This window comes from Orbaceae bacterium lpD01 (genome assembly GCA_036251705.1).
GTDB lineage: Bacteria > Pseudomonadota > Gammaproteobacteria > Enterobacterales > Orbaceae > Utexia > Utexia brackfieldae.
In genome coordinates this window covers 2,098,438-2,123,118 of sequence record CP133959.1, presented here as the reverse complement: position 1 = coordinate 2,123,118, position 24,681 = coordinate 2,098,438, and the positions used below count along the sequence as shown (strand labels likewise).

Annotated in this window: 20 protein-coding genes, 4 tRNA genes, 3 rRNA genes and 1 CRISPR repeat array; of the genes, 19 read left to right on the top strand and 8 right to left on the bottom strand. The window is 40.5% G+C overall.

All coding sequences use genetic code 11. The features are described from left to right. Positions 1-21: 21 nt before the first annotated feature. Positions 22-1,224: a hypothetical protein gene (locus RHO15_09560; GenBank protein WVD63700.1), complete on the top strand. Its 1,203-nt coding sequence runs from the start codon at positions 22-24 to the stop codon at positions 1,222-1,224. Beyond that, positions 1,224-1,370 (top strand): hypothetical protein, encoded by a 147-nt coding sequence (locus RHO15_09555; protein ID WVD63699.1) that lies wholly within the window; start codon positions 1,224-1,226, stop codon positions 1,368-1,370. The genes RHO15_09560 and RHO15_09555 overlap by 1 nt, the downstream gene beginning before the upstream one ends. A 103-nt stretch (positions 1,371-1,473) precedes the next feature. Here the strand turns inward: RHO15_09555 and RHO15_09550 are convergent, their stop codons facing one another. From RHO15_09550 to RHO15_09540, 3 genes are all read right to left on the bottom strand, one after another. After that, entirely contained in the window at positions 1,474-1,599 is a 126-nt protein-coding gene (locus RHO15_09550) for a hypothetical protein (protein WVD63698.1), read from the bottom strand. 41 nt (positions 1,600-1,640) lie between these two features. Then, entirely contained in the window at positions 1,641-1,994 is a 354-nt protein-coding gene (locus RHO15_09545) for a hypothetical protein (protein ID WVD63697.1), read from the bottom strand. Positions 1,995-2,167: 173 nt separating this feature from the next. Beyond that, complete coding sequence (locus tag RHO15_09540) at positions 2,168-2,338, bottom strand: hypothetical protein (protein ID WVD63696.1); 171 nt, start codon at positions 2,336-2,338, stop codon at positions 2,168-2,170. Between the two features lie 198 nt (positions 2,339-2,536). Here RHO15_09540 and RHO15_09535 point away from each other — a divergent pair, with 198 nt between their 5' ends. The 7 genes from RHO15_09535 to RHO15_09505 all read left to right on the top strand — a co-directional run bounded on the left by RHO15_09535 (position 2,537) and on the right by RHO15_09505 (position 11,585). Further along, positions 2,537-2,749, top strand: coding sequence for a hypothetical protein (locus RHO15_09535; protein WVD63695.1), 213 nt, complete (start codon positions 2,537-2,539; stop codon positions 2,747-2,749). Between the two features lie 686 nt (positions 2,750-3,435). Further along, positions 3,436-4,401 (top strand): type I-F CRISPR-associated endonuclease Cas1f, encoded by a 966-nt coding sequence (gene cas1f / locus RHO15_09530; GenBank protein ID WVD63694.1) that lies wholly within the window; start codon positions 3,436-3,438, stop codon positions 4,399-4,401. Next, positions 4,398-7,322, top strand: coding sequence for a CRISPR-associated endonuclease Cas3'' (locus tag RHO15_09525; GenBank protein WVD63693.1), 2,925 nt, complete (start codon positions 4,398-4,400; stop codon positions 7,320-7,322). The genes cas1f and RHO15_09525 overlap by 4 nt, the downstream gene beginning before the upstream one ends. A gap of 23 nt (positions 7,323-7,345) precedes the next feature. After that, the gene (cas7fv, locus tag RHO15_09520; GenBank protein ID WVD63692.1) at positions 7,346-8,314 is read left to right on the top strand and encodes a type I-Fv CRISPR-associated protein Cas7fv; all 969 of its coding nucleotides are present in this window, start codon (positions 7,346-7,348) and stop codon (positions 8,312-8,314) included. A gap of 9 nt (positions 8,315-8,323) precedes the next feature. Further along, a complete protein-coding gene (gene cas5fv, locus RHO15_09515; protein WVD63691.1) occupies positions 8,324-9,340 on the top strand; it encodes a type I-Fv CRISPR-associated protein Cas5fv in 1,017 nt (338 codons plus the stop codon). 15 nt (positions 9,341-9,355) lie between these two features. Then, on the top strand, positions 9,356-9,943 hold the full coding sequence (cas6f, locus tag RHO15_09510) for a type I-F CRISPR-associated endoribonuclease Cas6/Csy4 (GenBank protein WVD63690.1): 588 nt from the start codon (positions 9,356-9,358) through the stop codon (positions 9,941-9,943). Between the two features lie 131 nt (positions 9,944-10,074). After that, a CRISPR array of direct repeats spans positions 10,075-11,003; the repeat unit is 28 nt; unit sequence GTTCACTACCACATAGGTAGCTTAGAAG. Between the two features lie 219 nt (positions 11,004-11,222). Then, positions 11,223-11,585: a DUF1870 family protein gene (locus RHO15_09505; GenBank protein WVD63689.1), complete on the top strand. Its 363-nt coding sequence runs from the start codon at positions 11,223-11,225 to the stop codon at positions 11,583-11,585. 505 nt (positions 11,586-12,090) lie between these two features. Here the strand turns inward: RHO15_09505 and tsaA are convergent. From tsaA to metN, 5 genes are all read right to left on the bottom strand, one after another. Then, positions 12,091-12,795, bottom strand: a complete 705-nt coding sequence (tsaA, locus tag RHO15_09500) for a tRNA (N6-threonylcarbamoyladenosine(37)-N6)-methyltransferase TrmO (protein WVD63688.1) — start codon at positions 12,793-12,795, stop codon at positions 12,091-12,093. A 29-nt stretch (positions 12,796-12,824) separates the two neighbouring features. Beyond that, on the bottom strand, positions 12,825-13,208 hold the full coding sequence (locus tag RHO15_09495; protein WVD63687.1) for a RidA family protein: 384 nt from the start codon (positions 13,206-13,208) through the stop codon (positions 12,825-12,827). A 319-nt stretch (positions 13,209-13,527) separates the two neighbouring features. Continuing rightward, complete coding sequence (gene metQ, locus RHO15_09490; protein ID WVD63686.1) at positions 13,528-14,394, bottom strand: methionine ABC transporter substrate-binding lipoprotein MetQ; 867 nt, start codon at positions 14,392-14,394, stop codon at positions 13,528-13,530. An 18-nt stretch (positions 14,395-14,412) separates the two neighbouring features. Next, positions 14,413-15,192, bottom strand: coding sequence for a methionine ABC transporter permease (locus RHO15_09485; protein WVD63685.1), 780 nt, complete (start codon positions 15,190-15,192; stop codon positions 14,413-14,415). Then, entirely contained in the window at positions 15,185-16,216 is a 1,032-nt protein-coding gene (gene metN, locus RHO15_09480) for a methionine ABC transporter ATP-binding protein MetN (GenBank protein ID WVD63684.1), read from the bottom strand. Before metN ends, RHO15_09485 begins: the two co-directional genes overlap by 8 nt. 149 nt (positions 16,217-16,365) lie before the next feature. Here metN and gmhB point away from each other — a divergent pair, with 149 nt between their 5' ends. The 10 genes from gmhB (at position 16,366) to RHO15_09430 (ending at position 24,669) form a co-directional block, all read left to right on the top strand. Further along, the gene (gene gmhB / locus RHO15_09475) at positions 16,366-16,905 is read left to right on the top strand and encodes a D-glycero-beta-D-manno-heptose 1,7-bisphosphate 7-phosphatase (GenBank protein WVD63683.1); all 540 of its coding nucleotides are present in this window, start codon (positions 16,366-16,368) and stop codon (positions 16,903-16,905) included. A 429-nt stretch (positions 16,906-17,334) separates the two neighbouring features. After that, positions 17,335-18,872 (top strand): 16S ribosomal RNA (locus RHO15_09470). 63 nt (positions 18,873-18,935) lie between these two features. Then, positions 18,936-19,012, top strand: a tRNA-Ile gene (locus RHO15_09465). Positions 19,013-19,110: 98 nt separating this feature from the next. Next, positions 19,111-19,186: transfer RNA gene (locus RHO15_09460), tRNA-Ala, on the top strand. Positions 19,187-19,356: 170 nt separating this feature from the next. Then, a 23S ribosomal RNA gene (locus tag RHO15_09455) occupies positions 19,357-22,246 on the top strand. A 79-nt stretch (positions 22,247-22,325) separates the two neighbouring features. Then, a 5S ribosomal RNA gene (gene rrf, locus RHO15_09450) occupies positions 22,326-22,441 on the top strand. The 16S, 23S and 5S rRNA genes sit together here with 3 tRNA genes alongside, the layout of an rRNA operon. 67 nt (positions 22,442-22,508) lie before the next feature. Beyond that, a tRNA-Asp gene (locus tag RHO15_09445) sits at positions 22,509-22,585 on the top strand. A gap of 288 nt (positions 22,586-22,873) precedes the next feature. Next, the gene (locus tag RHO15_09440) at positions 22,874-23,821 is read left to right on the top strand and encodes a DUF808 domain-containing protein (GenBank protein WVD63682.1); all 948 of its coding nucleotides are present in this window, start codon (positions 22,874-22,876) and stop codon (positions 23,819-23,821) included. 288 nt (positions 23,822-24,109) lie between these two features. Further along, positions 24,110-24,185: transfer RNA gene (locus tag RHO15_09435), tRNA-Trp, on the top strand. 145 nt (positions 24,186-24,330) lie between these two features. Beyond that, positions 24,331-24,669, top strand: coding sequence for a DUF413 domain-containing protein (locus tag RHO15_09430; GenBank protein ID WVD63681.1), 339 nt, complete (start codon positions 24,331-24,333; stop codon positions 24,667-24,669). Positions 24,670-24,681 lie beyond the last annotated feature (12 nt).

Genomic DNA, 24,681 nt, shown 5'->3' with positions numbered 1-24,681 from the left:
TATCAAAAATAAGGTGAAAAAATGGCGCAAAGACAAAATACAAACAATCCCTTGCCCTCCAATGATTTAAAAGATTTAAATGATAACACAATCATTTTAGATGAAGTTATTAACTCTCAGGAGTCCAACACAACAGACCGTTTCGGCAATCCGATGAAAACATTATCAGAAATCTATCGCCTTGTTAATGAGGCGATCGGTGAAGGGCGAGTGATAAGCGTTAACGGGAAAAACGGCATCGTAACACTAACAGCTGGCGATATCGGGGCGGTGAGCATATCAAAGGGAGAGGTTAAACAAGACATCAACTTCTCGGGCAATATCACAGTTAAAAATAAGAATCTGTTATCACCCGGTGATTACGGCTTAGGCGGTTTGACTTTGAAACCGATCACTTCATTCAATCAATCTCCTGAAAATGGCTATTATTATGCTATCGGTGCAGACTCAGAAGAGCCGACCGAGGGAGCGCCAGAGGGCAGCTCTGGCTTGCTTTTTGTTAACGTAAAAACTAATAACGGTGTGACTGTCTATGATGTTGTTGAAGCAGGTGAAGAATCAGCGTTATATAACGGCCGATATGTTGATGATAAATTGACTTGGTCAGAGACAATTACAACCGAAAATATTAATAAGTTTGTTAAATCAGCAGCAGGTAGTTTAATTAATATAGAAGTATTCAATTCATCCGGGACTTATGTTCCATCAGCCAATGTAAAAACAATCAAAGTACATGTCGTCGGCGGCGGAGGCGGAGGTGGTGGTTTTAGTACTGTAAAATCGTACATGTCAGGTAACGGCGGGGGTGGCGGTGGTTACAGTATGTCTATTTTTAATATCGAAGATATCGATATCACAGGTACTGCGTGTACAGTCGGTGCAGGTGGAACGGGTGGGAGCTACGGTAGCGGTTCGGGTGTAAGTGGGGGAGCTTCAAAATTTGGCACAATTCTAACCGCTAACGGCGGCGGTGGCGGTGCATGGAATAACGACCTTAGCCCCGGCGCAGGTGGAACTGCAACAGGAGGAAGTCTCAACGTTACTGGCGAAGCGGGGTTACGTGCAGGCTTGGGGGATGGTGGGTTTTCTTTTTACACCCCCACGTTCGGAAGAGGGGGTGCGGGTGCGGTTTTCGCCATATCTCGTGCTGATGCCAACTCGGGACGCAATTCAAACGGTTCGCCGGGGCTGTCTGGAATTATTATAATAGAGGAATTTAGTTAATGAATTACTATATTTTAGACGAGCGGGGAAATATTATTAATTATGTTGTGTGGGATGGCGTATCTATTATTGATTTCGGAGGCACGCCAATGCTTGAAGAGGAATATATCAAACTACATCCTGAGTTATTTCCAGATGAAGATTAACAACTCCAAAAATTATTATTTTTCCAATAAAGGGCTTTATGCCCTTTAATTAGATGGCAATAAAAAACCCGCATTTCGCGGGCTTTTGTTAGAGAATTAATTATTAAGCAGCTTTTTTATAAAGCTGGCGAGATGTTCCGATTTTTGCGCAAGATTCGCTGATTCTTTCACTGCATTCAGCCATTTCTTGTAATATAGCCTTAACTTGATCATCTGTTAATTTTTTCATGGTAGTAAGCCCTCATGTTACGGTAATTCTGTTAATATGCTCTATATATATGGTTCTTCTGCTAAAATTGCAACCACTTCTGTCATTTCTTCGATATCTTCATTATCAATTGCCGAACCTAATCTTTCAAGTAGTTCGGTATATTTTTTGATACAACCTAACTCATTCTGTGAAATTTTGTCATCTTCCTCAAGAAAACTAGTATTAAGAATTTCCATAGTTCTATAGAATTTCTTTAAATCCTGTGCAATTTGTGTAAAGGTTGGATTTTCACATTGTAAATCTTCAAGCGGCATGAGTTTTGCTTTTCTAAAGCAAGAAACTATAGCCCCAAAAATTTGCGAATAATAACCTTTAAATTGAAGTTTTGCACTTTTACTAGTAGTTTTTTCCATATCCCCAAATCCTTTTTAAGATAAGAAAAGCTCAAAAGAGTTAACTTTGAGCTTATTGTTTTTTTATTGTATGCATATTTTCTTCAATTTATTTAATCATATTTCAGATCTTTGATCAATAAATTAATTAGTAATATAAATCAATATAAATTAATATTAATCAAGGCTTTCATTCAATATTTCGATAAATCCATCATCGCCTTTTTATACCGTGCAAACCCCAAGATAAAGCCATTCTTAACCTGATCATCATGGCAACAATCATGTCCTATAGCTGGCTTAGCTTTCACTTCTATATGCTTATCTCTGGGCGGAATATAAAGCCTTTTTTCTGTATAGCGCATTGATTTAACTCCTTAAATTAACATGAATCGGCAGATCAAAATAACCCCAAAATGAGTATAAATCGTGATCAATTCTGCTCTTTAGTGCAGTTATTGTGACTATTTTGATTTGTTAGCATCAAATTGTCGGTAAAGTTTACTGACAATATCAGCCGGAGATTTTTGGCTAAGTTGATCAAAACCACAAGGAATTGAACAATGAAATATAATAATAATTTATCGCAAATCAAACATTACGACGAGATACAAAAAAAGATTACGCAAGTTAAGTCGATCACAACAATGTTGATATGCAGTGGGGATTGTGAAGGGTTCGGATTTAATCATGAAATAGCACTCAGTGCTATAGAAGCAGCGTGCGACTTAGCAGCCGAAGCAAGCGAGCTAATGTCAGAGAATGAATTTCTTTAAAACAAAAAATAATAATATAAGGGCGGCTTAAGTCGCCTTTTTTGATGCCTGGATAAAATTTTAGGCATGACTAAAAGGTCATTTAAATGATCACTTTTTAGTGAGTATTTAGATAACTTTTTTTGTGCCATATTTGTGTCAACAAAGTAGTTTATATAGCTTTATTTCACTTTAAAACACATCACTTAACAAGTCGGCAAGAAGTGCAAGTTGTTGTTTTAATTTGATTTTATGTTTTGCCATTTTGCATGGCATGCAAGAGGTCAGCGGTTCGATCCCGCTTAGCTCCACCAAATCTCATTTATTAATAGCTGTTCACCTTTTACATGCTTTAAAGTACTTTTTTCTATATCAGTCTAATCATTATTTAAGCATAGATTTAACTCAATGGTGACGATTATCTATAATTTGGTTTAATCATTATTTAACTAATTATTAAAGTTTCTTCTCATCGACAAAGCTATCTACAGCTTATCAATTGCAATCATTAACGATTTATTATGCTAATACCGATGATTTGGTATTGTGCTCTTGATATTGTCAATAATCTTTATCTATTTCGTCATAATTATATATGGATAATGTGATCTGTTCGACATTCAAACATTATTCTTATGTAATAAAATAACAACTCTTTAAGAAAGTGAATACCGAGCAGAAAAGATCGCAGAATAAATAGGTTATTAATGATGGAAGTACTTGCCTCAAGTGATTTAAAAGCTATTTTACATTCAAAAAGAGCCAATATTTATTATCTTGAATATTGTCGAGTCATGCAAAAAGAGGGCCGGGTTCTCTATCTTATTGAGGCAAAGGAACACAATCAATACTGGAATATTCCTATCGCTAATACAACCGCGATTTTGTTAGGTACCGGTACGTCGATCACTCAGGCTGCAATGCGCATGTTGGCAAGTGCCGGTGTCTTGGTCGGATTTTGTGGTGGTGGTGGTACACCGCTATTTTCTGGTGCCGAGATAGAATGGCTCACACCACAAAGTGAATATAGGCCAACAGAATATTTACAAGGCTGGATGGGCTTTTGGTTTGATGAAGCGAAAAGAATGCAAATAGCACAAAAGTTTCAAGGTGCGCGAATCGAATTTATTGAGCATATTTGGAAAAAAGATAAAGAGATTAAACAAGCACTTGTTAATATCGATGATGAGGAGATAAAACAAACTTTAACTAAGTTTAAGCACCAAATAACCTGCCGACAAAGTATAAATGAACTATTACTTGATGAAGCCAGATTAACTAAGCAACTTTATAAAATACTCGCTCAAAGAGCAAACTTACTCTATTTTGAACGCAATCGTGAATCAAACGATGTGACAAATACCTTTTTAAATCATGGTAATTATTTAGCTTATGGGTTAGCCGCAACGACCTTGTGGGTTTTAGGCATTCCTCACGGTTTCGCAGTCATGCATGGAAAAACGAGGCGAGGTGCGTTAGTTTTTGATGTTGCAGACTTAGTCAAAGATGCTATTATTTTACCTTGGGCATTTATTTGTTCACAAGAAAAGATATCTGATCAAGCCTTTAGGCAATTGATTCTACAGAAATTCACCGATTATAAAGTGTTAGATTTTATGTTTGAGCAGGTTAAGTCAGCGGCTTTACATTATAAAGCGATATCAGCGATATGATGGTTATTTTTATCAGTCAATGTAGTAAAAAGGCCATAAAACGAACACAACGAATATTAGATGCCTTCGCCAACCGTATTGGCGATAGAACTTGGCAAACAGTCATAACTGAAGAAGGTTTATTATCGGTTAAAAAACTGCTTAAGAAAACGGTGACCAAAAACTCGGCGATCGCCTGTCACTGGATTCGTTCTCGTCGTTTTAGCGAGTTATTGTGGATTGTCGGTAGTCGTTATCAGTTTAATGCTCAAGGCTTGGTACCGGTTAATATTACTCAACAGGAATTAGTTATGGATATTGTAACGATGAAGGCGAAAAAAGAGGGATATTATGCCAACACCCATTTACAGCATTTAGCCGAACATCAGTTTGCTGTAGGCTATCTAGCGCAACAATTATTTTATTCAGCGGTTAACAATGATGACTACAAACAACTGGCTCAGGTGGCTTTTTTGGCTGGTTGTTTACATGATCTTGGCAAAGTTGATCCTTTGTTTCAACAATGGGTAAAAAAAGGTAAACGAAAAAATAGTGATGATGATGGTCAACATATTGATACACAATCTCATTTTGAAAAGCATCCCCGGCATAATGAGATATCGTTACTGTTATTTTATCTATTTGAAGATCAAATTACACTGACGCAAAGGCAAAAGGAACAACTAAAACATGTGATTTACTGGCACCATGCAAAACCATTTAGAAAAAAAAATAACTTTATTGTCTTGGGACATATCGTTGATTTTTTATGTAAAAATTTAGGGGGTAAGCAACGTGTTGATGATCTGGTCGCACAAAGTCTCATCCTGTTAAATGAAACGGCCGATTTAGCAAAAACTTATTTAACTGATAGAACAATACTTAATGATGTGTGCGATGGATTAGCGGGCCAAAAGATGACTGAGATACCCACTTATTTTAAGCAGTTAAACTTTCCCTACTTTAAGCATTATTCTGCTATTGATACGTCAAATATCGCTGAGCAAATACAGGCAAATGCGGTAAATAATCTCCTTAGAAGCTGTGTCATCAGTGCCGATAGATTGATATCTCAGCTATCAGCAAGCGAATTAACGAGTTATATCAAACAGCAGCGCTTAGCAGAAATAATCGATAAATTACAAGAAGAAAGCCCACTCACCTCACAACTAAATGACATCGTCAATAAATTTGCTGATAGTTCACGGACACAACAACAAAATCAAGTTGCAGAAACTTTGGCAGAGAGACGAGATATTGCCGTGTTAGCCGGACCTGCCGGATGTGGTAAAACTAGAATAGCGTTAGAGTGGGCAAGACTAAAACAAGCCCAAAAAATCATTTGGGTTTGTCCACGGGTACAAATATGTCAAAGTATTTTTACCGAATTAACTGAGAATTATCTGCCTGATAGCCATATTGAAATCTTAACCGGTGAATTTAAGTTTACCCATCGTTGGGATAATCCAACTAAGTCTGAAGATTACTTTGCTGCCGACATTGTCGTGACAACTATTGACCAAATAGTCAGTAGCATTACAACACATACTAAAATAGACGCATTACTGCCTTTTATGTCAGCGCATATTATTTTTGATGAATATCATGAATATATTAATATGGATATTTTCAATCTCTTATTTGCAGAGCTAATTACAGCTAAAAATATGCGGGCAAATTGGCAAAAAAATAGCTTACTGGTCTCAGCAACCCCGCACTATTTATATTTGCAGGATATATTAAGCATCGATCTTGATGACGTCGTAGAGATGACCTCATTTAATCAAAGTCATTATCAAATCAATTTTATTGAATATGATGAAACTGAATTAGGCACCAATCCATTTTTCCGATCTTATTCTGATCATACTTTTGTGATCAGCAATACGGCTTTAATGGCTCAGCAAGGCTTTATTTTGCATCAACAGAGAGAAAATAGTCTTTTATTTCATGCTAAATTTAAACGTAGTGATAAAAAATATTGGTTTACGCAGGTTTGTGAGACTTTTGGTGAACACGGCACCAGACAATATCAAATATTGCGCAGTGGACCGATCGTTCAGGCTTCTTTCAACATTACTTGCGATCAGATGGTGACAGAAATATCGTCTGCGGAAAATATTCTGCAACGGTTAGGCCGTTTGGATCGATTTGGTAAAAATCGATCGACCAATATACTCAAGATTGCCATAACCGAATCAGTGAAACGAGGTAAACCTAAGGGTAGAGCTGGATTTTTTTTAGACCGGTTACATAGTTTACAGTCTGCTAAAGCTTGGTACGATTTTTTACAAGCTAACCTGAAGAATAAGATCTTCCAATTGCCGGAACTGTATCAACTATATCGAGCATTTTATGCTGAAGATAATTATCGTCAATTAGTGCAGCATGATCTTTGTCAAGCACTCGCTGCAAGTATTCGTAAGCTAAATGAAAAAATTCTCGAACCGATTAAAGTTTATAGTAAAGCAGACAATCATATTATACGCATTAGTAAACACGCATTAAGGGCGGATAGTCGCTTTGTTCAGTTAGCTTTACTTGATGTAGAAAACTATCAACAACCGATTTTTATTAATCAATATGCCTATTCAATGCCGTTAAAGGATAGCGATACCTTCGATAATTTGACTGAATCATTAGACTATATTAAGCAGCAGACTAATGTCATTAATTTTATGATTCAAAATCAACATCACATTGATGATAATCATCCTATCAATAAAGAGAAGATACCCAGACCGCATCGAGAAAATGTTATTACTAATTATGCGCGCAATCCTGAATATCCGCTTTATCTCAGCTATATTGAAGACGATTTAAACCGTATTGGTGGTAGCAGCCTAAGAAGTGATGAAGCAATCTATTATGCAGTTTGTAGTAAGCAGCCAATCGGGTTAATTTCTTATCAGAAAATTTTATCGTTAAATCCTAAAAACTAATATTTACTCAGCAGGAGAACAGGATGTCTAAAGTAACCGGTATTAAAAGTGTCGATTTTAAAATTAAAGCTTATGGTTATGGAGTAGTTAACTGGAATGGCGCGACGGCGTTAGCTGGTGATAATAATAAAGAGAATACGGTGCATTCACTGCCCAAATTACGCGGTTATACTAATTTAACCGGCAACGAGAGCGAAAATGGCTATAAGTATAAAAAATATCCACAGGATATTAATTTTAAAGAAAACCCACTCTATATTAGCCAGAACTGTATTCGCCATCATCTTTTTAGAGATCAAGCCTATGATCTACATTTTGCCAAAGATCACGACAAAGTGGCATTATTAGCCTCAATAACCGGATTAATCAGAGGCTATGTTGTACCTAAGCCATCTTGTAAGCGGACTAGTCCGCTTTTAATTACTGATTTTATTGATCAATTGGGTCAGGGTAACTTTGAGCAAATGGGACGTTCTGGTTCTAAAGAAGATAAGGATAAAGATAAATCCAGTAACTCTTTCTTTTCTAAAACCACCTTTGGCGATACAGAATATGATGCCTATGGATCGATTAGTATTGAGCAATTACAGTTTATCTCTTTGGATAATAAATTTGATCGCGCGGCACTCGATATTAATAATAATAACCAGTGTGAACAAATCGCTAAAAAGGTACAAGACTTTATTCAAAGTTTAGATCCCAATCGTCAACCTAAAGCGATTTTTCATACTAATTATGTCAGAAAAGGCACTATCTTTGAAGAGGGCGAAGCCGGTATTTTACTTGATGAGATCGCGATTGATATTTTGGTGCAGCATACGCTCAACAGGTTACGCGAGTTATCCATTAAACAGGCCAAAGGATACATGTATGTTGATAGTGTAGAAGTTGATTATAATGATAGCAACAAGATGATGCGTATAAAACAGCTGCCTGATCAAGTTAATCCTAAAGCTGAATCTGCCTATGCCGTTTATTTTTACGCTAAATAAGGAACAACGATGCGTATTATTATTGCTTACGAGGCATCTTGGCAAAACCGCTTTCTGGATGGTTCAAATAATAGTCCAATTCCAAAGACGGGGCGAAAGTTTATTGCCTCCGCCAGCGCTTTAAGTAAAGACGCGAATAATTATAAATCGTGCAGGATTTCTAAAGATACGGTCATGGGGATATTAAACCGACTGATTGGCGACCAACGTAAACTTTATCAATCAAGAGCGGATGTGAACTATTATTTCAAAGAGATAGAACCGTTAATAACTGATAGCGATATTATCGATAAGATAGAAAATATCAATCATGAAGTGGTTTATCTGCGTAATATTGATAATGAAGATCCCAATGCATTTGAAGGATTGATCAAAGCTGACCATCCGGCATTTACCTCAGCTTTTACTAAACCATTGTGGTATATATTATTTTTAACGCCTGAAGAGGTTGTGCAATTTATTCTTGATCCTGGTTATAACATGCCCGAAAAAGCACTATCTCTGGAACCGATAACGATTGTTCAGCAAATTGCACAATTAAAAAAAATCAAAAATTTAGCTGCGCTAGACCCAGCAGCGCTTGATGTCGCTATGCGTGTGATTGCACATGAGTTTGCCGATGCAGTGTTACCTGAACCCGCCAAGCCGATGACGCTATTTTTCTCGGCACTCTATCTTCAAGCTAAAAGATTGGCTCAATCGTTTGATCTTAGTGCAGTCCAAACTAAGCAAAAAAAATTACCGGGTATTGCTATCACCGGTAGTTTTACCGAAAAAGATTTTTGGAAAGTCTTTTCAACCGGAGGTAAAAAACGTGTTTTAGGTAATCCCTATCTTTTAACTAAAACGCAAAAAGGTGGCGGAAAAATGATCTCAATGTTACAGAAAGCAGATGGTCGATTAACTATCCATTTAAATATTTCACCGCAGCAAGCGCAGGATCTACAGCAAAAAATAGAAAATGCGGGGGTCTCATCTTTTTATGTAGGCAAAAAAGGCCTTGCCTATGTGATTGATATTAAGTAAGAGGAGTGTTTGCTAATGAAATATTATATTGAAATCACGTTGATTAAAAATACTGAGTTAACGGTTAATCAACTCTGGACGCGACTATATACTCAGGTGCATTTAGCTTTTGTTGAGCATAAAGATAGTCAAGGTCATACTCCTTTTGGGGTTGCTTTTCCCCAGTATCGGTATCATCAGGAGAAAAAACTAGGCAGTCTGGGGGGGAAGTTACGCATTTTTGCAGTCACGGAATCGTTACTGATAGATCTGAATTTAACTAAATGGCTGGCCGGCTTAGAAGATATGATCCACTATACCGGTATAAAGCCAGTCCCGCAGGTGACAACTTTCGCGACTTATCAGCGTAAGCAATATAAAACCAGCGCAGAACGTTTAGCCAATCATCGGCTCAAACATCACAATGATATGACGTTTGAGCAAGCGGTGATCTATTATACACCCAGACTTAAAATCTCTGATTTGCCCTATATACAATTAAAAAGTTTAACCAATCAGCAAATGTTTAAATTATTTATTAAAAAGAGCGAGGTCAGGGAAGCAGTAGCAGGCAATTTTAGTAGTTATGGATTAAGTGCTGCGGTCAGTGTGCCTGACTTCTGATCCTAAAATTTATCATCAAACAATATATTAAATTAAATCAATATGTTAAATGATCGAGAATAAAAAAGGGTTTTTTGCTGATTAATCTATTAACCTATTGTTTAAATTTATTTTTTTAGCTAAAGTAGCTAGTTCACTACCACATAGGTAGCTTAGAAGTTTTACTTAAAAATGCATCAAGCCGATCAACCGTTCACTACCACATAGGTAGCTTAGAAGTTAATGACCCACTTTTATTAAACAACAGTAAAGTTCACTACCACATAGGTAGCTTAGAAGTACCTGCTCTACAACAAACGTTATGACCAGTTGTTCACTACCACATAGGTAGCTTAGAAGTGCAGAAGAGAAAATTCAGCGAGCGGCGGAGTGTTCACTACCACATAGGTAGCTTAGAAGAATTAGTTTCCGCAATAAATGAAGAGCTTCTTGTTCACTACCACATAGGTAGCTTAGAAGATCTGGGTAGTTGATTACAAGCCTGTTCATAGCGTTCACTACCACATAGGTAGCTTAGAAGATGTTCAAGTTTGGCGATCGTTTCGTAGAAGTGTTCACTACCACATAGGTAGCTTAGAAGTCAGTTATTCAATTTTTGTTGATGAGAACACGGTTCACTACCACATAGGTAGCTTAGAAGTTAAGATGTTTATCTAAATCGCCACTATTTTTGTTCACTACCACATAGGTAGCTTAGAAGATTAGCCACGCACTCATTCACGTGACCGATTAGTTCACTACCACATAGGTAGCTTAGAAGTCAGTTATTCAATTTTTGTTGATGAGAACACGGTTCACTACCACATAGGTAGCTTAGAAGTTAAGATGTTTATCTAAATCGCCACTATTTTTGTTCACTACCACATAGGTAGCTTAGAAGATTAGCCACGCACTCATTCACGTGACCGATTAGTTCACTACCACATAGGTAGCTTAGAAGTTTAAGCTGCAAGAAAAATTGATTTAACTCTTGTTCACTACCACATAGGTAGCTTAGAAGACATTGGCACGCTGTATCGATTTGATTCGAGCGTTCACTACCACATAATAGCTTAGAAAATTTCGGTTTGATTTTAAAAAAGAGTGTAAAACGAAGCGGGGTCTTATTAAATAACTGACAGAAAAATGAAGGTGGGAGTTTTATCCCGCGTCAATCAGGGTGACACATTATTTAATACTTGCATGAGCGACTACAGTGCTTATGATTCTGAGTCAAGAGCATTTGATCGGCAAATTTTAATAAAAGTTGGACTTATCATCGAACCTTAAAGGGAAAACTATGTATTGGAACAAAATTAATAATCATGAATTACAAGCATTAAGAAAGCTTTTAATGCTGGATGTATCGGAAGCAGCAGAGTTTGTCGCGAAAGTTTCAGCTAGAACTTGGCAATACTACGAGTCTGGCGGCAGACCCATCCCCAAAGATGTTGAAACCGAAATGTATGCACTTATTCAATTTAGGAGCGATCTTATTGATGAATTAGAGCTTAACCTAAATGTCGGTGATAAAATTAAATATTATCATTCATTTAAAGAATGGCTCGATGATGGAAAAGAAGATAATAAAGTTCAATGGAAAATTCATCAATCAGCGGTATCTGCTATTTTTGCCGATGGTAATGATATTGAACTGATTTAATATCACCATACCTAAGTCAGCCTAAAGTGAGGGGGGTAACGCCGCTTTGTAGTTAAGATATTCACTGTTACTTTGCTGCGAACCCCTACATTTTGGCTGTGGAACGTTGTGACTTGAACGTAAACTAACAGATTCAAACTCTGCTGTGCTAACTTATTACACTATCTTCAATTTGGGACAGACTGAAAGAATCGAATTCTCGAAAACGGCGGTTGGGATCTGTTATTTTACCACTATACTAAAGCTGCAAAATCTAAAACTTTAGACAATAAAAAAGCCGCCACTGATTAGCGAGGCTTGATTTACCTATAAAATTGCTACGAAATATACAGAATTTGTCACATGCGCAAAATTTCTTAATTAAATTTATTCTATATTCAGCGATATTACCTGATCTGTAGTTGTTGCACGTTGAACACTGCTGTTCACTACCACACAGGTAGTTTTATACGATGATAACAAAGCACTAGCTGATTGATACTAGGTTCACTACCACATAGCGAGTTTAAATTTTCACAATCGTTAACACATCAACTTGTTGATGAGACACCCGCCAACGAATATTAAAATCAAATAAGTGCACGCCATACTCTTGTGAGTCGGTTTGCCGTTTTTTATAAGCTGGTCTTGGGTCCTGCGCCAGCACTTGCTCAATTAAGGGTTTTAATTGTGGATAATCTGTTTGATACTGAAGGATTTGCGCTTGTGCTTGAACTGAAAAAGCGACCGTTAAGCTTTCTTGTGGCGCGACTTGGGCATAACCAGCACAGGCATCAGGATAACAGTCGGCGTAGGGGATATAGGGTTTGATATCAACGACGGGCGTACCATCCAGCAGATCAACACTGCCCAGTTTGATAATCAACTGATCTTGCTGTTGCACAATCTCTTTCAGCTCTACCAGTGACAGGCCGATAGGATTCGGCCGGAAGGTAGAACGTGAAGCAAAAACACCGATACGCTCATTACCGCCTAAACGGGGAGGACGCACCGTAGGTCGCCAGCCTTGTGCTTGGGTTTGATTAAAAATAAAGAGTATCCACAGATGACTAAACTGCTCAAGCCCACGTACCATTTCAGCCTTGTTATAAGGGGCTAATAACTGAATTTCACCCGAGCCAGCCGGCGCTAAGTTAGGCTGGCGTGGAATGGCAAACTTTTCCTTATAAGGCGAACGAATAATTCCGATTGGGTCAAGAGAATAGGTCATCTGTTTACTCAAGTCATTCACTAAATTGATTAACGTGCAGCAATCACTTCAATCTCAATATTGGCGCCACGTGGCAGCGCAGCAACTTGTACACAAGAGCGTGCCGGGAAAGGCGCATCAACCGCTTTAAAAAACTGCTCATAAATGCCGTTAACGGTATTAAAATCATTCAGGTCAGTCAGAAAGATAGTGGTTTTCACAATATGTTTAGCACTTAGCCCTGCCGCGGTAAGAATTGCTTTGACATTGGCTAACGATTGATGGGTTTGCTGCGTGATATCTGAGGCCATTTCGCCGGTTTTCGGATCCAGTGGGATTTGGCCTGAAGCAAAAACTAAGTTACCTAAATCTACGCCTTGAACATAAGGACCAATTGCCGCAGGGGCTTTATCAGTATTAATAATGGTTGCCATGATATGATTCCTCTTTATGATAAGTCGGTTTCAGCGCAATGGGGCTGAAGCGATGAATGATTATGGCTTGATAGACTAGCATAAAACAGGCTTGACGTGCAGTAGGATCTTAACATCAATATCAAGTAAATAGCGAGTTTAGACAGTTTGATTAGTCTATCTTATCCAAATACTTCAATTGCTAGGTTGGCTATAGCGTGAAAGTTGGCAAGTCCATCGCTAAATATAACGAATATGAACCGATAGGACAAAAAAATCCCGATATTAACCGGGACTTTTTTCAAAGGTGATCAGTCAATGTGATTGGTAAAACGCTAGATTACCAGCCTTGTACCGCGCCATCATTAAAGATCTCATTGGCTTTCTTGGCCACGGCTTCGGTCTGATAAGCTTTAACAAAGTTAACTACGTTTTCACTGTTCTTGTTATCTTCACGCGAAACAATGATATTTACGTAAGGTGACTCTTTATCTTCAACAAAGATACCATCTTTATTTGGGGTTAAATTAGCTTTACCGGCAAATGCATTATTAATCACGGCTAGGGTAATCTGCTCATCATCTAAAGCGCGTGGTAACATGGGTGCTTCAAGCTCGATAATTTTGTAGTTATAGGGATTACTAGTGATATCGAGTGTTCTTGGGAATAAACCTTTATCTGGATCGACTTTAATCAAACCTTGATGTTGTAATAAAAGCAAGGAACGACCTAAGTTCGTTGGATCATTGGGAATGGCGATCGTCGCGCCGGCAGGAATCAGATACTTATCACCACGTGGTGAGGTGACGACGGCGCCTTCACCTGGTTGACTATTTTCTGTGATCGGTTGTAATTTTTTCGAGTAGCTGGCAATAGGATAGACGAAGGTATTACCGACGATAGCTAATTGATAACCACGGGCTTGTTCTTGTTGATCAAGAAATGGTTTGTGTTGAAAAGCATTCACATCAATTAAGCCGTCACTTAAGGCTTGATTCGGCACGACATAATCATTAAATGACACTAACTCAACATCTAAGTTATACAACGCTTTCGCCTGCTGCTTCGCGACTTCAGCAATCGCCTCTTCTGGCCCCATGATCACGCCCACTTTAATTTTAGCAGTATCTGTTTTGCTATGGTCACAAGCGGCCAGTAAAAAAGCACTGGCGAGTGTTATAATTATCGCGATTTTTTTGAAAATCATTCTACTTCTCCTTAAACATTAGTGGTGAGTAACTCGTTTTACAATGCTGTTACCAATAAACTGTATCGCAAACACAATAATGACCAGTATAATTAATACCACATTGGTGATGGCAATTTTATTATCCGTGTAACCAAATTTAATCGCAATCTGTCCTAGTCCACCTGAACCAATCGCGCCGACCATAGCAATATAACCGGTTAAGGTAATTAACGTAATCGTCATACTATTAATAATCAGTGGCAATGATTCTGGGAGTAATACTTTTTTGATAATCTGCATTGGCGTTGCGCCCATCGAGCGTGCAGCTTCAATCAATCCTTTCGGTACATCTAATAGCGCATTCTCTATCATACGAGCAATGAGCGGTGCGACACCAATACTCAGTGGCACGATAGCGGCGTCAGTCCCTAAATATGTCTTAACACCAGTAAGAAGACTCATGGTTATCATGGTAAAAGGCTGTATCCAGGCAATCAGGATGATAAACGGGATCGAGCGAAATATATTGGTAATAAAGGAGAGCACACTGTTAATTAGTGGGCTACTTAAGATTTGGCCTTTGCGTGTGGTATATAATAAGATACCTAGTGGTAAGCCTAATAAGGTGCCCCAGAATGTCGAGAGTATCAACATATAAATCGTTTCATCTGTCGCCTGGCCGATGGCAAAAATCATGCGCTCATCAAGCCCATCAAATGAAGAACAGAAATTGATTATATGTTGCCAAAAACCATACTCTGAGAGAAATCTTAATAGTGACTCAAATGGTTTAAAAGCAGGTAGAAAATTAAACATAGCCGAGAACCTCTACTTGCGTATTATTTTTTTGTAAAAACGAAATTGCTTGTTGAATATTGTTTTGCGAACCGATCATTTCCGCCAACATCATGCCAAATTTGGCGCCACCTGCATAATCCATCTGAGCGCTGATAATATTGTTATCGACATTAAACTCTTTAGCAATCTGTGAAAGTAGTGGTGCATCAACCGAGATGCCACTAAAATCCATTCGAACTAACGGATGTAATCCTTCCTGATAAGTAGGATGCATTTTTTGTACGTAATCATCCGGAATATGAATATGCAGGGTAGATTGGATAAATGCTTTGGCTACCGCTGTTTTAGGTGCCGAGAACATGTCGCCAACAGACGATTGTTCCACTAGCTCACCAGCACTGATTACCGCGACTTGATCACAGATCTGTTTAACCACATCCATCTCATGGGTAATTAATAAGATAGTTAGGTTTAACTTACGATTAATATCTTTGAGTAAATTAAGAATTGATCGGGTTGTGGCAGGATCTAAAGCGCTGGTTGCTTCATCACAGAGTAAAACTTGCGGTTTACTGGCTAATGCTCGGGCAATTGCCACGCGCTGTTTTTGCCCGCCAGATAGATTGGCCGGATAAATATTGGCTTTATCAGATAAGCCGACCAGCTCAAGCAGTTCTAGTACTCGCGTTTTGATCTCTTTTTTCGATACGCCTTCAAGCTCTAAAGGAAATGCGACATTATCAAACACGGTGCGTGAGGACAGTAAATTGAAATGCTGGAAGATCATACTAATTTTGTGTCTTACTTTAGTCAGCTGGCTATTAGAGAGCTTCGTTAAATCAATATTATCGAAGTAAACTTCGCCTGAAGTCGGGCGCTCTAACAAATTAACGCAGCGTATTAAGGTACTTTTCCCTGCGCCCGAGGTGCCAATCACCCCAAAGATTTGTCCAGCCGGAACAGATAAATTAATATTATTTAATGCGGTAATAGGTCGCTTGTTTTGGTAAAAAACCTTTGAAACATTGACAAGTCTAATCATAAATCAACTTCTATAGAATAAATATTAAGATGAATATTAGGATGTCTAGACGTCTAAGTCAATCGGAATCTTAAGAATATTGCATCAATAGCTAAAGTAGATTAATCTTTCACGCAATTTTATTGACAATTTTTAGGTGAGAAAGACGAATGATGAAACCGGCGATATTTCTGGATCGTGATGGTACTATCAATATTGACTATAACTATGTACATACCATAGATAAGTTCCACTTTATTGAGGGGGTTATAGAAGCATGTGCAAAATTGAAAGAGATGGGCTTTTTATTGGTGATTACCACAAATCAATCCGGTATTGCACGAGGGATCTTTAGTGAGGCCCAGTTTGAACAGTTGACGGAGTGGATGGATTGGTCTCTAGCAGATCGGGGTGTTGAGCTCGATGGCATCTATTATTGTCCACATGCGCCAGAGGGAGGGGATTGTGATTGTCGTAAGCCTGGCCCAGGTATGTTATTAACCGCGGCAAAAGACCTGAATATTGATTTAGCGAACTCTTATATGGTCGGTGATCGGATTTCTGATCTATTAGCGGGTAAAGCTGCTGGCGTAAAAAGAACCGTATTAGTCAGAACAGGTGATGAAGTTACGCTTGAAGCGGCAGAACAGGCTGATTGGATATTAGATAGTTTAGCTGATTTACCTAATAAGATTAAAACCGCAAAGTAATTATTATCAGGCTATTATTCGCGAGTTGATGGTTGTTTAGATGATTATTGATTAATAAATCCGTGTTTTGTACAAACAATCATCGCTCGAAATAAAATGTGAAAAAGACGCTTGATCTTAAATTTAAAGTGCCTATAATGCGCATCCATTGAGAGACAACGAGACGCAAGTTAAGAAGTCTGGAAAAAAAGAAGTGAAGAAATTTGAAAAAAAGTTCTTGACTTTAAAAAAGGAAAGCGTAGAATACGCAGCCCTTGAGACAGTAAAACGAAACGCTGTCAGCTCTTTAAAAATTAGAACAGACAATCTGTGTGGGCACTTACAGGACGAAAGAAATTAAGTCGACAGACTTTAAAAAATTAAGTCTTGATAAGTGACACTGAAGATTCATTTGAATATGTCAGAAATCATTATTGAGCATCAAACTTTAAATTGAAGAGTTTGATCATGGCTCAGATTGAACGCTGGCGGCAGGCTTAACACATGCAAGTCGAACGGTAACAGGAGAGCTTGCTCTTGCTGACGAGTGGCGGACGGGTGAGTAATGTATGGGGATCTGCCGAATGGAAGGGGACAACAGTTGGAAACGACTGCTAATACCGTATAATGTCGTAAGACCAAAGCATGGGACCTTCGGGCCATGCGCCATTTGATGAACCCATATGGGATTAGCTAGTAGGTGGGGTAATGGCTCACCTAGGCGACGATCTCTAGCTGGTCTGAGAGGATGACCAGCCACACTGGAACTGAGACACGGTCCAGACTCCTACGGGAGGCAGCAGTGGGGAATATTGCACAATGGGGGAAACCCTGATGCAGCCATGCCGCGTGTATGAAGAAGGCCTTAGGGTTGTAAAGTACTTTCGGTAATGAGGAAGGGGTAATATCTAATAGGTATTACCATTGACGTTAATTACAGAAGAAGCACCGGCTAACTCCGTGCCAGCAGCCGCGGTAATACGGAGGGTGCGAGCGTTAATCGGAATGACTGGGCGTAAAGGGCATGTAGGCGGATGATTAAGTTAGGTGTGAAAGCCCCGGGCTCAACCTGGGAATTGCACTTAAAACTGGTCATCTAGAGTATTGTAGAGGAAGGTAGAATTCCACGTGTAGCGGTGAAATGCGTAGAGATGTGGAGGAATACCGGTGGCGAAGGCGGCCTTCTGGACAAATACTGACGCTGAGATGCGAAAGCGTGGGGAGCAAACAGGATTAGATACCCTGGTAGTCCACGCTGTAAACGATGTCGATTTGGAGTTTGGGGGCATGACCCCTGGGCTCCGGAGCTAACGCGTTAAATCGACCGCCTGGGGAGTACGGCCGCAAGGTTAAAACTCAAATGAATTGACGGGGGCCCGCACAAGCGGTGGAGCATGTGGTTTAATTCGATGCAACGCGAAGAACCTTACCTGGTCTTGACATCCATAGAATCCTGCAGAGATGCGGGAGTGCCTTCGGGAGCTATGAGACAGGTGCTGCATGGCTGTCGTCAGCTCGTGTTGTGAAATGTTGGGTTAAGTCCCGCAACGAGCGCAACCCTTATCCTTTGTTGCCAGCGGTTAGGCCGGGAACTCAAAGGAGACTGCCATTGATAAAGTGGAGGAAGGCAGGGACGACGTCAAGTCATCATGGCCCTTACGACCAGGGCTACACACGTGCTACAATGGCGTATACAAAGAGAAGCGAACTTGCGAGAGTAAGCGGACCTCATAAAGTACGTCTAAGTCCGGATTGGAGTCTGCAACTCGACTCCATGAAGTCGGAATCGCTAGTAATCGTAGATCAGAATGCTACGGTGAATACGTTCCCGGGCCTTGTACACACCGCCCGTCACACCATGGGAGTGGGTTGCACCAGAAGTAGATAGCTTAACCTTAGGGAGGGCGTTTACCACGGTGTGATTCATGACTGGGGTGAAGTCGTAACAAGGTAACCGTAGGGGAACCTGCGGTTGGATCACCTCCTTACTACGAAGAGCCTGTAAGTGTTCACATAGATTGTTTGTTTGAAAATAGAGAAAACACGCATTTGGGTCTGTAGCTCAGGTGGTTAGAGCGCACCCCTGATAAGGGTGAGGTCGGTGGTTCGAGTCCACTCAGACCCACCAATGACTGAAAATAATGAGGCGAAAGCTGAGTTATGATGATGTATTGGTAGAGTGTCGCTAGCTAAATGTAGGCGAAATGACAAATGCAGTGAATATATGGGGCTATAGCTCAGCTGGGAGAGCGCCTGCCTTGCACGCAGGAGGCCAGCGGTTCGATCCCGCTTAGCTCCACCATATTTCTCGTAAAAAATATTGATAAGTACATTAAGGTGTACTGATGAATATAGCTCTTTAAAAATTAGGAACAAGCTGAAAGAAACGAGTTCTCGGATCTGCGGCATGCTGTATGGCATAGCTAAGGGTTTGAGGAAAGCGAAAAAAACTGAGACAACTAAGAGTTGTAAGGTTAAGAAATTAAGCGTACACGGTGGATGCCTAGGCAATCAGAGGCGATGAAGGACGTGTTAATCTGCGAAAAGCGACGGTGAGCCGATAAAAGGCGTAATAGCCGTTGATGTCCGAATGGGGAAACCCAGTGCACTTGTGCACTATCATTAACTGAATAAATAGGTTAATGAGGCAAACCGGGAGAACTGAAACATCTAAGTACCCCGAGGAAAAGAAATCAACCGAGATTCCCAAAGTAGCGGCGAGCGAAATGGGAGGAGCCCAAAGCGGGTAGCGTAATGAGTTAGTGGAACGGTCTGGAAGGTCCGATCATAGAGGGTGATAATCCCGTACACGAAAGCCATTGCGTGGAAGCTTGAAGAGTAGGGCGGGACACGTGGTATCCTGTCTGAATATGGGGGGACCATCCTCCAAGGCTAAATACTCCTGATTGACCGATAGTGAACTAGTACCGTGAGGGAAAGGCGAAAAGAACCCCGGCGAGGGGAGTGAAATAGAACCTGAAACCGTGTACGTACAAGCAGTGGGAGCATGTACTAGTATGTGTGACTGCGTACCTTTTGTATAATGGGTCAGCGACTTATATTCTGTAGCAAGGTTAACCGAATAGGGGAGCCGAAGGGAAACCGAGTCTTAACTGGGCGTTAAGTTGCAGGGTATAGACCCGAAACCCGGTGATCTAGCCATGGGCAGGTTGAAGGTTGGGTAACACTAACTGGAGGACCGAACCGACTAATGTTGAAAAATTAGCGGATGACTTGTGGCTGGGGGTGAAAGGCCAATCAAACCGGGAGATAGCTGGTTCTCCCCGAAAGCTATTTAGGTAGCGCCTCACGTATTACCATTGGGGGTAGAGCACTGTTTCGGCTAGGGGGTCATCCCGACTTACCAACCCGATGCAAACTCCGAATACCGATGAGTAGAGCGTGGGAGACACACGGCGGGTGCTAACGTCCGTCGTGAAGAGGGAAACAACCCAGACCGCCAGCTAAGGTCCCAAAGTCATAGTTAAGTGGGAAACGAAGTGGGAAGGCTTAGACAGCTAGGATGTTGGCTTAGAAGCAGCCATCATTTAAAGAAAGCGTAATAGCTCACTAGTCGAGTCGGCCTGCGCGGAAGATGTAACGGGGCTAAACTATGCACCGAAGCTGCGGCAATGTGTGAATAACATATTGGGTAGGGGAGCGTTCTGTAAGCCGTAGAAGGTGGATTGAGAAGTCTGCTGGAGGTATCAGAAGTGCGAATGCTGACATAAGTAACGATAATGCGGGTGAAAAACCCGCACGCCGGAAGACCAAGGGTTCCTGTCCAACGTTAATCGGGGCAGGGTGAGTCGACCCCTAAGGCGAGGCCGAAAGGCGTAGTCGATGGGAAACGGGTTAATATTCCCGTACTATGTGTGACTGCGATGGGGGGACGGAGAAGGCTAGGTTTACCATCTATTGGATGATGGGTTAAGCATGTAGGCGTGTGATTAGGCAAATCCGGTCACTAAGACGCTGAGGTGTGATGACGAGCAACTAAGGTTGTGAAGTAACTGATGCCCTGCTTCCAGGAAAAGCCTCTAAGCTTCAGGTCATATGTAATCGTACCCCAAACCGACACAGGTGGTCAGGTAGAGAATACTCAGGCGCTTGAGAGAACTCGGGTGAAGGAACTAGGCAAAATGGTGCCGTAACTTCGGGAGAAGGCACGCTGATGGTAATTGAAATCCCACGCGGACGTAGGTGAAGTCAGTCGAAGATACCAGCTGGCTGCAACTGTTTAATAAAAACACAGCACTCTGCAAACACGAAAGTGGACGTATAGGGTGTGACGCCTGCCCGGTGCTGGAAGGTTAATTGATGGGGTTAGCGTAAGCGAAGCTCTTGATCGAAGCCCCAGTAAACGGCGGCCGTAACTATAACGGTCCTAAGGTAGCGAAATTCCTTGTCGGGTAAGTTCCGACCTGCACGAATGGCGTAATGATGGCCAGGCTGTCTCCACCCGAGACTCAGTGAAATTGAAATCGCCGTGAAGATGCGGTGTACCCGTGGCAAGACGGAAAGACCCCGTGAACCTTTACTATAGCTTGACAGTGAACATTGAGCCTTAATGTGTAGGATAGGTGGGAGGCAATGAAGCGTGGACGCCAGTTCGCGTGGAGCCGACCTTGAAATACCACCCTTTAATGTTTGATGTTCTAACGTAGGTCCCTAATCGGGATTGCGGACACTGTCTGGTGGGTAGTTTGACTGGGGCGGTCTCCTCCCAAAGAGTAACGGAGGAGCACGAAGGTTAGCTAATCCTGGTCGGACATCAGGAGGTTAGTGCAATGGCATAAGCTAGCTTGACTGCGAGAGCGACGGTTCGAGCAGGTACGAAAGTAGGTCATAGTGATCCGGTGGTTCTGAATGGAAGGGCCATCGCTCAACGGATAAAAGGTACTCCGGGGATAACAGGCTGATACCGCCCAAGAGTTCATATCGACGGCGGTGTTTGGCACCTCGATGTCGGCTCATCACATCCTGGGGCTGAAGTAGGTCCCAAGGGTACGGCTGTTCGCCGTTTAAAGTGGTACGCGAGCTGGGTTTAGAACGTCGTGAGACAGTTCGGTCCCTATCTGCCATGGGCGCAGGAGAATTGACGGGGTTTGCTTCTAGTACGAGAGGACCGAAGTGAACGCACCGCTGGTGTTCGGGTTGTCATGCCAATGGCATTGCCCGGTAGCTACGTGCGGAATAGATAAGCGCTGAAAGCATCTAAGTGCGAAACTAGCCCGGAGATGAGTTCTCCCATGATGAGAATCAGTAAGGTCCGTTCGAGACTAGGACGTAGATAGGTTGGGTGTGTAAGTGCAGTGATGCATTGAGCTAACCAATACTAATGAACCGAGGTCTTAACCTTACAACTCTGAGTTGTTTTATGATTCGTGAAAGTTTTGAAGTAAGCTTGTTTTTAATGATTGAAGAGCAAACAGAATATGTCTGGCGGTAATAGCGCGGTGGTCCCACCTGATCCCATGCCGAACTCAGAAGTGAAACGCCGTAGCGCCGATGGTAGTGTGGGGTTCCCCCATGTGAGAGTAGGACACCGCCAGACTTTAATTTTAGTAGTTTGTCAGAGTACAACTACATTAACTAAGTGATTTAGTTAAAATCTATTCGGTGGAGCGGTAGTTCAGTTGGTTAGAATACCTGCCTGTCACGCAGGGGGTCGCGGGTTCGAGCCCCGTCCGTTCCGCCAATTTATATAGTCAGATTACCCGCGCAAGCGGGTTTTTTGCATTTTAGCTACCGCTATTTTTTATACCCTATCTCCCCTGATTCTAATTTATTTCCATAATCACTGCGCTATTTGTATTCAATATATAGAAATTTATGAAGTATTAAGATGAAAAATTAAGCTATTTTTCATGACTATTTGATTGCAGCTGGATTGATATACACCGTAAAATAGCATAAGCATCAGTGCTAATACTGCTAATGTTACTAAGATAGATAATAATAACGTATATATGATTGGAGATTGGATATGGCTGGAGCAAGTTTGCTTGCACTTTTAGATGATATTACTTCGCTGTTAGATGATGTTGCCGCAATGACGAAAATCGCGACGAAAAAGACGGCTGCTGTATTAAGTGATGATCTGGCATTGAATGCTGAACAAGTGTCAGGTGTAACCGCAAATCGCGAAATACCCGTAGTGTGGGCAGTTGCCAAAGGTTCTATGCTCAATAAACTGTTTATTATTCCGGTTGTTTTAGTCATTAGTTATTTTGTTCCCTGGTTAATCAAGTTTCTGCTGATTATCGGCGGCATCTATCTCTGTTTTGAAGGTGCCGAGAAAGTTATCCATAGTTTGATAAAAATGCGTCATCCAACGAAAAAAGACAGTACCGCTATTATTCAACAACAAGCTGAAATGTTATCAAATAGTCATCTCGAGCAGATAAGTACTCTAGAAAGACAGAAGGTGAAGGGCGCTATCCGTACCGATTTTATTCTCTCAGCCGAAATTATGGTTATTGCATTAAATGTCGTCCTTGAACAGTCATTACTGATGCAGATAGGTGTGTTACTAACAGTCGCTATCCTGATTACAGTTGGCGTTTATGGTATCGTGGCGATGATTATTAAACTCGATGATTTAGGTTATTGGCTGATACTAAAAAATAAAAATAGACAGTTATTTTTAAGTTTAGGGAAATTATTAATTAATAGTGCACCTTATTTGATGCGTTTTCTCTCTATTGTCGGGACGATTGCCATGTTTTTAGTCGGTGGCGGCATCGTACTGCATAATATCAAACCATTAGCTGATCTTGAACATGATATGATTTCCTGGATAGAGACCACGCCTAATATGGGTGATTTACTCAGTGCCATATCTCCGACAATCAGCAGTCTTATTTTAGGTATCATGATTGGTATAGTGAGTATGATAGTTCTTAATGGTGTAAAAAGGATCACAAACAGATAGTGATTGACCTGAACAGTGTTACTATTTTGTGGTGAATGATAACTCAGTAGTAAAATAGCTCGATATAGATCTGTGATGAAGATGATTGAAGAAGTTATCGCCTATTTTTGATGAAACTTTCAGACGTTTTTTTAGTCAATCAATTTATTTTTCCTTTTGTTTTATAAAAAATGGTTTTACAAAAAAATACTTAATGATATACTGCGCGCACTTGTTTAGATGTGTGTTCTATTGACTAAATAAGTATTAAGATAATGATAAATAATATTATCTTATTCATTCAAAATTAGGGGCGTAGTTCAATTGGTAGAGCACCGGTCTCCAAAACCGGGTGTTGGGAGTTCGAGCCTCTCCGCCCCTGCCATTCATCTTAAAGAATCTCATTTTGTTCTAAAAATAACCGTTTGATTTGATTATTTGCACTATTTTAAGAAATCTTATTTACAGATTCTTACGCTTAATTATAATTTTGCAGAAATAATATGTTTATACAAGAATAAGGTAAAAAAATGAGTGAAAGTTTTATTTCTAACCAACGTTTTTTTGATAATAAAAACTATCCTCGTGGTTTTTCTCGCCATGGTGATTTCACAATCAAGGAAGCGCAACTTTTAGAAAAGTTCGGACAGGCGTTCAGTGAATTGGACTCTGGCAAGCGTGAACCGGTAACTACTGAAGAAAAAGTATTTGTTTCTGTATGCCGTGGCAATCAGATGCCTGCGACTGAAAATGAAAAAACCTGGGTAAAATATATGGCGCGCATCAATAAACCAAAGCGTTTTCATACTTTATCTGGTGGCAAGCCTCAGATTGATCCAAGTGAAGATTTTTCTGATGTTGATGATTAATCCATCGTCGCG